Origin of the sequence: Brevibacillus fluminis (assembly GCF_052072235.1) — a bacterium.
Lineage (GTDB): Bacteria > Bacillota > Bacilli > Brevibacillales > Brevibacillaceae > Brevibacillus_D > Brevibacillus_D fluminis_A.
Genome location: NZ_CM125436.1, coordinates 5,435,945 through 5,445,000, shown reverse-complemented (window position 1 = coordinate 5,445,000; position 9,056 = coordinate 5,435,945). Strand labels below are relative to the sequence as shown.

General features: G+C 51.0%; 6 protein-coding genes, 4 tRNA genes and 1 rRNA gene (1 of these 11 cut by a window edge). All 11 read left to right on the top strand.

The annotated features are described in order from the left end of the window. Positions 1–2,187: ribosomal RNA gene (locus ACTID9_RS26610) — 23S ribosomal RNA — on the top strand; it begins 742 nt to the left of the window's first position. A gap of 64 nt (positions 2,188–2,251) precedes the next feature. Further along, positions 2,252–2,328 (top strand) — tRNA-Asp (locus tag ACTID9_RS26605). Between the two features lie 25 nt (positions 2,329–2,353). Then, positions 2,354–2,429: transfer RNA gene (locus ACTID9_RS26600), tRNA-Phe, on the top strand. A gap of 6 nt (positions 2,430–2,435) precedes the next feature. Beyond that, positions 2,436–2,511, top strand: a tRNA-Lys gene (locus tag ACTID9_RS26595). Positions 2,512–2,519: 8 nt separating this feature from the next. Further along, positions 2,520–2,595: transfer RNA gene (locus ACTID9_RS26590), tRNA-Gly, on the top strand. A 112-nt stretch (positions 2,596–2,707) separates the two neighbouring features. Next, positions 2,708–4,381: a tetratricopeptide repeat protein gene (locus ACTID9_RS26585; protein WP_441068337.1), complete on the top strand. Its 1,674-nt coding sequence runs from the start codon at positions 2,708–2,710 to the stop codon at positions 4,379–4,381. A gap of 57 nt (positions 4,382–4,438) precedes the next feature. Next, positions 4,439–5,398, top strand: coding sequence for a thioredoxin-disulfide reductase (gene trxB, locus ACTID9_RS26580; RefSeq protein WP_441068335.1), 960 nt, complete (start codon positions 4,439–4,441; stop codon positions 5,396–5,398). A 294-nt stretch (positions 5,399–5,692) separates the two neighbouring features. Next, positions 5,693–6,583, top strand: a complete 891-nt coding sequence (gene rapZ / locus ACTID9_RS26575) for an RNase adapter RapZ (RefSeq protein ID WP_441068333.1) — start codon at positions 5,693–5,695, stop codon at positions 6,581–6,583. Between the two features lie 94 nt (positions 6,584–6,677). Beyond that, on the top strand, positions 6,678–7,652 hold the full coding sequence (locus tag ACTID9_RS26570; protein ID WP_441068331.1) for a gluconeogenesis factor YvcK family protein: 975 nt from the start codon (positions 6,678–6,680) through the stop codon (positions 7,650–7,652). Between the two features lie 6 nt (positions 7,653–7,658). After that, positions 7,659–8,609 carry a DNA-binding protein WhiA gene (gene whiA, locus ACTID9_RS26565; protein ID WP_122918457.1) on the top strand — a complete coding sequence of 317 codons (951 nt, stop codon included), beginning with the start codon at positions 7,659–7,661 and terminating at the stop codon, positions 8,607–8,609. 53 nt (positions 8,610–8,662) lie between these two features. Beyond that, entirely contained in the window at positions 8,663–8,920 is a 258-nt protein-coding gene (locus tag ACTID9_RS26560) for an HPr family phosphocarrier protein (protein WP_122918458.1), read from the top strand. The last annotated feature ends 136 nt before the right edge of the window (positions 8,921–9,056 follow it).

Sequence of the window (9,056 nt, the reverse complement as noted above, 5' to 3'; positions counted from 1 at the left end):
CAGGGTGAAGGTAGGGTAACACCTACTGGAGGCCCGAACCCACGCACGTTGAAAAGTGCGGGGATGAGGTGTGGCTAGCGGTGAAATTCCAATCGAACTCGGAGATAGCTGGTTCTCCCCGAAATAGCTTTAGGGCTAGCCTCGGACTTAGAGTTTTGGAGGTAGAGCACTGATTGGGCTAGGGGCCCTCATCGGGTTACCGAACTCAGTCAAACTCCGAATGCCAAAAACTTATGTCCGGGAGTCAGACGGCGAGTGCTAAGATCCGTCGTCAAAAGGGAAACAGCCCAGACCATCAGCTAAGGTCCCCAAGTGTATGTTAAGTGGGAAACGATGTGGAGTTGCCCAGACAACCAGGATGTTGGCTTAGAAGCAGCCACCATTTAAAGAGTGCGTAATAGCTCACTGGTCGAGTGACTCTGCGCGGAAAATGTAACGGGGCTAAACATACCACCGAAGCTATGGCAGTCCTAACGGACTGGGTAGGGGAGCGTTCCAAGCAGCAGTGAAGCCGTACTGGAAAGAGCGGTGGAGCGCTTGGAAGTGAGAATGCCGGTGTAAGTAGCGAAAAGACAAGTGAGAATCTTGTCCACCGAAAGCCTAAGGGTTCCTGGGGAAGGCTCGTCCTCCCAGGGTTAGTCGGGACCTAAGCTGAGGCCGAAAGGCGTAGGCGATGGACAACTGGTTGATATTCCAGTACCACCGTGATTGCGTTTGAGCGATGGCGTGACGCAGGAGGATAGGGTGAGCGGCCTATTGGATGGCCGTCTAAGCAGTAAGCCTGATGTGTAGGCAAATCCGCACATCATAAGGGCAAGCTGTGATGGCGAGGGAAATTTTAGTACCGAAGTCCCTGATTTCACACTGCCAAGAAAAGCGTCTAGTGAGCAATCTGGTGCCCGTACCGCAAACCGACACAGGTAGGCGAGGAGAGAATCCTAAGGTGCGCGGGATAACTCTTGCTAAGGAACTCGGCAAAATGGCCCCGTAACTTCGGGAGAAGGGGCGCCTCGGTAGGGTGTTAAAGCCCGAGGAGGCCGCAGTGAAAAGGCCCAAGCGACTGTTTAGCAAAAACACAGGTCTCTGCGAAGCCGCAAGGCGAAGTATAGGGGCTGACGCCTGCCCGGTGCTGGAAGGTTAAGGGGATGGGTTAGCGCAAGCGAAGCTTTGAACCGAAGCCCCAGTAAACGGCGGCCGTAACTATAACGGTCCTAAGGTAGCGAAATTCCTTGTCGGGTAAGTTCCGACCCGCACGAAAGGCGTAACGACTTGGGCGCTGTCTCGGCAAGAGACCCGGTGAAATCATAATACCTGTGAAGATGCAGGTTACCCGCGACAAGACGGAAAGACCCCATGGAGCTTTACTGTAGCCTGGTATTGGAACTTTGTGCATCATGTACAGGATAGGTGGGAAGCTGAGAAGCAGGGGCGCCAGCCTCTGTGGAGCTGTCGGTGGGATACCACCCTTGATGTACGGAGTTTCTAACTCGGCACCCTTATCGGGTGCGAGGACCATGCCAGGTGGGCAGTTTGACTGGGGCGGTCGCCTCCTAAAAAGTAACGGAGGCGCCCAAAGGTTCCCTCAGAATGGTCGGAAATCATTCGTAGAGTGTAAAGGCACAAGGGAGCTTGACTGCGAGACCTACAAGTCGAGCAGGGACGAAAGTCGGGCTTAGTGATCCGGTGGTTCCGCATGGAAGGGCCATCGCTCAACGGATAAAAGCTACCCTGGGGATAACAGGCTTATCTCCCCCAAGAGTCCACATCGACGGGGAGGTTTGGCACCTCGATGTCGGCTCATCGCATCCTGGGGCTGAAGTAGGTCCCAAGGGTTGGGCTGTTCGCCCATTAAAGCGGTACGCGAGCTGGGTTCAGAACGTCGTGAGACAGTTCGGTCCCTATCTGTCGCGGGCGTAGGAAATTTGAAAGGAGCTGCCCTTAGTACGAGAGGACCGGGGTGGACATACCGCTGGTGCACCAGTTGTTCCGCCAGGAGCACAGCTGGGTAGCTATGTATGGACGGGATAAGCGCTGAAAGCATCTAAGCGTGAAGCCCCCCTTGAGATGAGATTTCCCACAGAGTCAATCTGGTAAGACCCCTCATAGACGATGAGGTTGATAGGTTCGGTGTGGAAGCGCGGTAACGCGTGGAGCTGACGAATACTAATCGGTCGAGGGCTTATCCACAATTAATCCACAATCACTTGCGTATTCAGTTTTCAGGGAACAAAAATCTACATGAACTATCTATGGAGCTGTGGTGAAGTTGGAGTTCACGCCGGTCTGTCACACCGGAGGTCGCGGGTTCGAGTCCCGTCAGCTCCGCCATTTATGGCGAATTGTTTTTACGTAAGGCTCGGTAGCTCAGTCGGTAGAGCAGAGGACTGAAAATCCTCGTGTCGGCGGTTCGATTCCGTCCCGAGCCACCATAGTGTGAGCCATTAGCTCAGTTGGTAGAGCATCTGACTTTTAATCAGAGGGTCGAAGGTTCGAGTCCTTCATGGCTCACCATGTTTTTTGCGGACGTAGCTCAATTGGTAGAGCGTCGCCTTGCCAAGGCGAAGGTCGAGGGTTCGAGACCCTTCGTCCGCTCCATAACATATTCAATAAGCAACCGTATCGATAACAAGTACATGTTCACACCACTTGCTTCATGGCAAGTGGTGTTTCCATGTTTCAATACGTATTTTTTAGCAATGGAGGGTGTATGAACAGCAGAAGCAAGAAAGAGACGAAAAAAGCAGCGGTTCTGCCGTACATGTGTGAAGCCGGTTTTTTTGTCGATAGAGGCATGCGTTTTTTGCACCGAAGCGACTATGATCGGGCACTCCGATGTTTTCGACGTGCAGTAGAATTGGAGCCGTCTAATCCCGAAAACTTGTGCCATTTGGCGGGTGTGTTGGCTGAGACAGGGCAGTTTGAGTCATCAAACGAACTGTTGTTTCAAGTGGTAAACGAGATTGCGCCAGAAAAATCGGAAGTCTTGTTTTACCTCGCCAACAATTTTGCCAATATGGAGCAGTATGAAAAAGCAGAGGAAATGGCGCTTCGTTACCTGCAGGAATCCCAGCAGGTGGAGTATCAGGAAGAAGCGCACGATCTCCTGGAATACATTTATTTTGAAATGGGTATATCTCCGCGCCGCTATTTCGGCACACCGCTGGAACCGCTGTATATTAAGCATGATGCAGCCCGCAAAAGCCTGGAGGAAGGCAAGTTTTTCGAGGCGATCCGGACATTGGAGGAAATCGTGGAAGAGAAGCCTGATTTCATTCCGGCCTGCAACAACCTGGCGCTGGCTTACTATTATACAGGAAGCATCGACAAAGCGATGAGCATGATTGACCAGACGCTGGAGCACGAGCCGGGGAATCTGCACGCGCTGTGCAACTTGGCGATTTTGCTGGCGCACTGCAACCGGATGACCGAATTGTTCCCGCTATTGGAAGATCTGAAGAAAGTGGTTCCGTTCCATCCTGAATATGCTTACAAGCTGGCGACGACAATGGGCGTGCTGGGACAGCACGAGGAGGCGTATCACCTCTTTGTCCGCTTGTTCCGCCGATCGTTTCCACAGGAAGCGAGCGCATTGCACTTCGCAGCGATTTCGGCTTATTCGACCAATCGAATTCAGCAGGCGATTCGCTGGTGGCAAAAAGCCAAGCAAATGGATCCGACTGCCGGCATTGCGGACTACTACCTGCAGCTCGCCCAGGAGCGACTGCTCGGCAAGCACGATGAGGAAAAGGAACGCAAACCGATCCCGTACTATTACCATCAGCCGATGGAACCTTTGCCGGAAGAAATGAAATGGAATTCCGTAGAAGAGGTAAAGGACGATTCGATGATTCGTTCCTCTCTTCTGTGGGCACTCCAGTACGGCAAGGAAGAAGTGCAGGAAATGGTGATTCAAACGCTCGGCATGATCGGCGACGAGGAAGCCCGCTCGACATTGGAAAGCTTCAGCGAAACGACGAACAGCGCCAAATTGAAGCAAAAAGCACGCATCGCGTTAAAACAGCTCAAAGCCAAGCTCGCACCAGACAGTGCGCCGAATAGAACCAAAGCAAACCTGCCCGCACAAGCGGACATCGCGGACGATGAGGTGAGCGCGAGCATCAAAGCGAGCTTCTCCACGGATGCAGACAAGCCTTTGCGCGAATGGGCGCTTATGCGTTGGACAGAATACCTTGAGAAAACAGCGCATCCGCTGCATGTGCGCAAGCCGGTTGCGTGGGCGGCAGCGCTGGAGTATTTGTATCAAAAAAGCAATGGCCAAAAAGTAACGCAGGCAGCCGTAGCCCAAAAATTCGATACGTCAACGGCGACTTTGGCGAAGTGCGTAAAAGAACTATCTATGCTTGATTTAAATCTATTCTAACTTTATAATAAGTATAAATAAGAGATAATCCAGGCAATGCGATAGGAGGTTTTTTGCATGAGTGAGGAAAAAGTGTACGACGTAATTATCGTGGGTGCCGGCCCTGCAGGGATGACGGCTGCTGTATATACTTCCCGGGCAAACATGTCCACATTGATGATCGAACGGGGGATTCCGGGCGGTCAAATGGCGAACACGGAAGAGATCGAGAACTATCCGGGTTTTGCATCCATCCTGGGACCGGATCTGTCTACCAAGATGTTTGAGCACGCGCAGAACTTCGGGGCTGAGTATGCTTATGGCGATATTAAAGAAGTGCGTGATGGCCACCCTTACAAAACAGTGGTTGCTGGCGACAAGGAATACCTGGGCAAATCCGTGATCATCGCGTCCGGTGCGGAACACCGCCTGCTGGGTGTACCAGGGGAAAAAGAACTGTCCGGCCGCGGCGTTTCCTACTGCGCAGTATGTGACGGTGCTTTCTTCCGCAACAAAGAGCTTGTTGTCGTGGGTGGCGGGGACTCCGCTGTTGAGGAAGCGGTCTTCTTGACCCGCTTTGCGACAAAAGTGACGATTATTCACCGTCGCGACTCGTTCCGCGCACAAAAAATTCTCCAAAAACGTGCGATGGAAAACGAGAAAATTGAAGTCATCTGGAATTCCGTGGTGAAAGAGATTCGCGGTGAAAACGTGGTGAGCAGCGTACTGATTCAAGACACCGTGACAGGCGAAGAGTGTGAATATCCGACAAACGGGGTATTCATCTATGTAGGGATGGACCCGCTCTCTTCCAGCGTGGCCGGTTTGGGTATCACCAATGAGGCTGGCTATATTTTGACCGATGAAAAAATGAAAACGGTAGTGCCAGGCATTTTTGCTGCCGGAGACGTACGCGAGAAAATGCTGCGTCAGGTAGTAACTGCAACGGGAGACGGTTCCATTGCCGCACAATCGGCTCAGCATTACGTAGAAAACTTGAATGAACAGCTAAAAGAACAGAATGTCACAATCTCTTAACCTTTTTGTAACATAGCTGAAACAATACTACGATATGATGACTATGATGAATTGACCCCCTTATCTTATACGTTGGATGCGTGGCTGGATTAGCAGCCACGTCTTTTTTTTACAGATAAGAATTTAGAACAATTCGTATCCAGTATAAGGGCAACCAAGGCTTCTTTTTCCGTAAAAGGCGCACGACATGCCTGTGACTGTGACTCGACCAAGTTTTTCATTCATAAATCAGAGTATACGTTTCAACCGATCAATGTGGTATTCTTATGACAGGCTCAACAGGAGGCGAGATTGGTGACTGAACAAGGAAAAGAGAGAGCGATTAACCTACTGATTATTACCGGAATGTCGGGAGCAGGAAAAACGGTTGCCGTTCAAAGCCTCGAGGATCTTGGTTTTTTTTGCGTCGACAATCTGCCGTCCATTCTGATCCCGAAGTTTGCGGAGTTAATCAAGCAAACCAAGCAGAGCGGTGGAGGGATTGAACGCGTAGCCTTGGTTATTGACCTGAGGAGCCGCGAGTTTTTCGAGAGTCTGTCCGATGCAATCCAAACGCTGAATGAAATGGATGGAATATCCTATCATATACTGTACTTAGAAGCGAATGACCAGACGCTTGTTTCCCGTTATAAAGAAACGCGCCGTCGTCATCCGCTTTCCCCGAACGGCTCACCGTTGGAAGGGATAACCGCAGAGCGCCGCATGCTGCAGGAGATGAAGGGGCTGGCACATCAAATCATCGATACCAGCCAATTGAAACCGGCACAGCTGCGCGAAACGATCGTCAATCAATACAGCCTGCAAAGCTCGCCGTTGTCCATTAACGTGCTTTCCTTCGGTTTCAAGTACGGGATTCCGATCGACGCCGACCTGGTGTTTGACGTGCGCTTCCTGCCCAATCCCCATTATGTGGACCACCTCCGCCCGAAAACCGGGTGTGACGCAGAAGTCTCCGAGTACGTATTAAAATGGAGCGAGACAAAGGAGTTTTTGGCAAAACTGCTTGATCTGCTCAGCTTTACCTTGCCTTATTATCAGCGCGAAGGAAAAAGCCAGCTCGTGATCGGCATCGGCTGCACAGGCGGAAAGCATCGTTCGGTCGCGATTGCGGAGCATATCGGCGAAGTGTTTGGCAAAGAGTACACAGTACGTGTGACACATAGAGACAAGGATAAAAACAAGTAAGCAAATGGTGGCCGCACACGGTCACATCGACCATTTTGAAAAGCGTGCAGACGTTTTTCATGAAAAAAGAAGGTGACATATGTCCGCAGGGAGAATGAGAACACACGAGCCAGAGTTGCAGCGTGTTGTTGTAATTGGCGGGGGGACGGGTCTCTCTGTTATTTTGCGGGGGTTGAAGCAAGAGCACCTGCATATTACAGCGATTGTCACGGTAGCCGATGATGGCGGGAGTTCCGGCAGATTGCGGGAAGAAATGGATATGCTGCCGCCGGGCGACATCCGCAACGTCCTGACCGCACTGGCCGATACGGAGCCATTGATGGAGAGGCTGATGCAGCACCGTTTCACGACGGGGGCCGGATTAGCCGGGCATAATTTGGGAAATCTATTGATTGCCGCCATGAACGAGATCACGGGAGATTTCGTAACCGCTGTCAAAAAACTGAGCCGCGTACTCGCTGTGCGTGGCGATGTGCTGCCGGCTTCCAATCAATCGATTTTGCTTAAAGCCGAGATGGAGGACGGGTCAATCGTTGTCGGCGAATCGCAAATCCCTCTGGCGGGCAAACCGATTAAGCGAGTTTTTCTCGATCCGGCAGATGCAGTGCCTCTCAATGACGCCTTGACCGCAATCAGTGAGGCCGATATCATTGTTCTCGGTCCTGGCAGTTTATATACGAGCATTGTGCCCAATTTGTTGGTTCACGGGCTTTTTGAGGAGATTCAACGATCAAGTGCGCAGAAGCTGTACATCTGCAACGTGATGACACAGCCAGGGGAAACCGACGGGTATACAGCGGCGGATCATGTGGAAGCGATGTACCGGCATGTCGGCGTCCCGTTTCTGGACACGATCATGGTTAATTCAGCAGAGATTCCCCCACATATTCAAGAAAAGTATGCCGAAAAAGGAGCGACGCCGGTTGATAGCGACATCGAACGATTGAAGCAGATGGGGCTGTCGATCATTGCAGAGCCGATGGTGACATTCGGCGACGGTTATTTGCGCCATGATGCCACGGTGGTCAGCAAGCAGGTGGTTGCCTTGATGAACCGAAGAAAGGAGTGATCCCTTATGTCTTTCGCCGCACACACCAAGAAGGAACTGACGATGCTGACAAACGATACCTGCTGCAACCGTTCTGAATTGGCTGCGTTGATTCGCATGAACGGGAGCATCCAATTTGGGGCAGGCCGCTTTGTCCTCGACGTTACGACCGAAAATGCGGCGATCGCTCGGCGAATTTATAGTCTGATTAAACAAGTGTTTCAGGCTCACGCAGAGCTTCTCGTGCGAAAGAAAATGCGTCTGAAAAAGAACAATGTCTACATCGTGCGCATTCCACATCGTGCGAAAGAAATTCTGCAGGATTTGCGGATCATGGATGACACGCTCAATTTTTACCCGGGCATTTCCCCGGATTTAATCAAAAAGTCCTGCTGCCGCGCCGCCTATTTACGCGGAGCATTTTTGGCTGGCGGATCGGTCAACCATCCGGAGGCTTCCAGCTACCACCTGGAAATCTTCTCGGCTTATCAAGATTTTTGCGAGGCGTTGACTAGTTTGGCCAACCGGTACCGGCTTAATGCAAAATGCATCGAGCGTAAAAAAGGCTATGTGATGTATATTAAAGAAGGGGAGCGCATTACGGAATTCCTGAGCTTGATCGGTGCCCATCAGGCGCTGCTCTATTTCGAGGACGTGCGGATCGTAAAGGACATGCGCAACTCGGTCAACCGGTTACACAACTGCGAAATCGCGAATATTAACAAGACGGTCAATGCAGCGACCCGTCAGATGGAAAATATCCAGATGATCCAGCGTGAGATCGGCTTGGAGAATTTGCCGGTGCGGCTGCGGGAGGTAGCCGAATTGCGGCTGCTTCATCCGGACATCAACTTGAAGGAGCTTGGCGAAATGATCCCGAGCGGCCCGGTGAGCAAGTCCGGAATCAACCACAGACTTAGGAAAATTAACGAAATCGCCGATAAATTAAAAGAAAAACAAAATATATCTTTAGGTTAACATGATATACTTTTATAATATACTAAAGGACTAGGAATTAGGGAGGTATTGGCATGGTTCAGCAGCAGGTTTTAGTAAAATTAAAAACTGGCCTGCAAGCGCGCCCGGCTGCTTTCTTTGTGCAAGAAGCCAACCGCTTTGCATCGGAAGTTTTTGTAGAAAAAGAAAATAAAAAAGTAAACGCGAAAAGCATTATGGGCATCATGAGCTTGGCCATCAGTTCGGGTACGGAGATTACAATTTCGGCAGAGGGCCCAGATGCTTCCCAAGCGGTAACCAATCTCGCAACATTGGTAAGCAAAGAAGAATAGGATAAACGAGCAAAACCATCGGCTGTTGACGATCGTCAGCATGAGATGGTTTTTTGTTTGCGCATTAGCATGTTTTGGAGAACAGGATGATTTTGTCGAAATGGGGCATCCCTAATGGAGTAAACCAAAGGAGGGA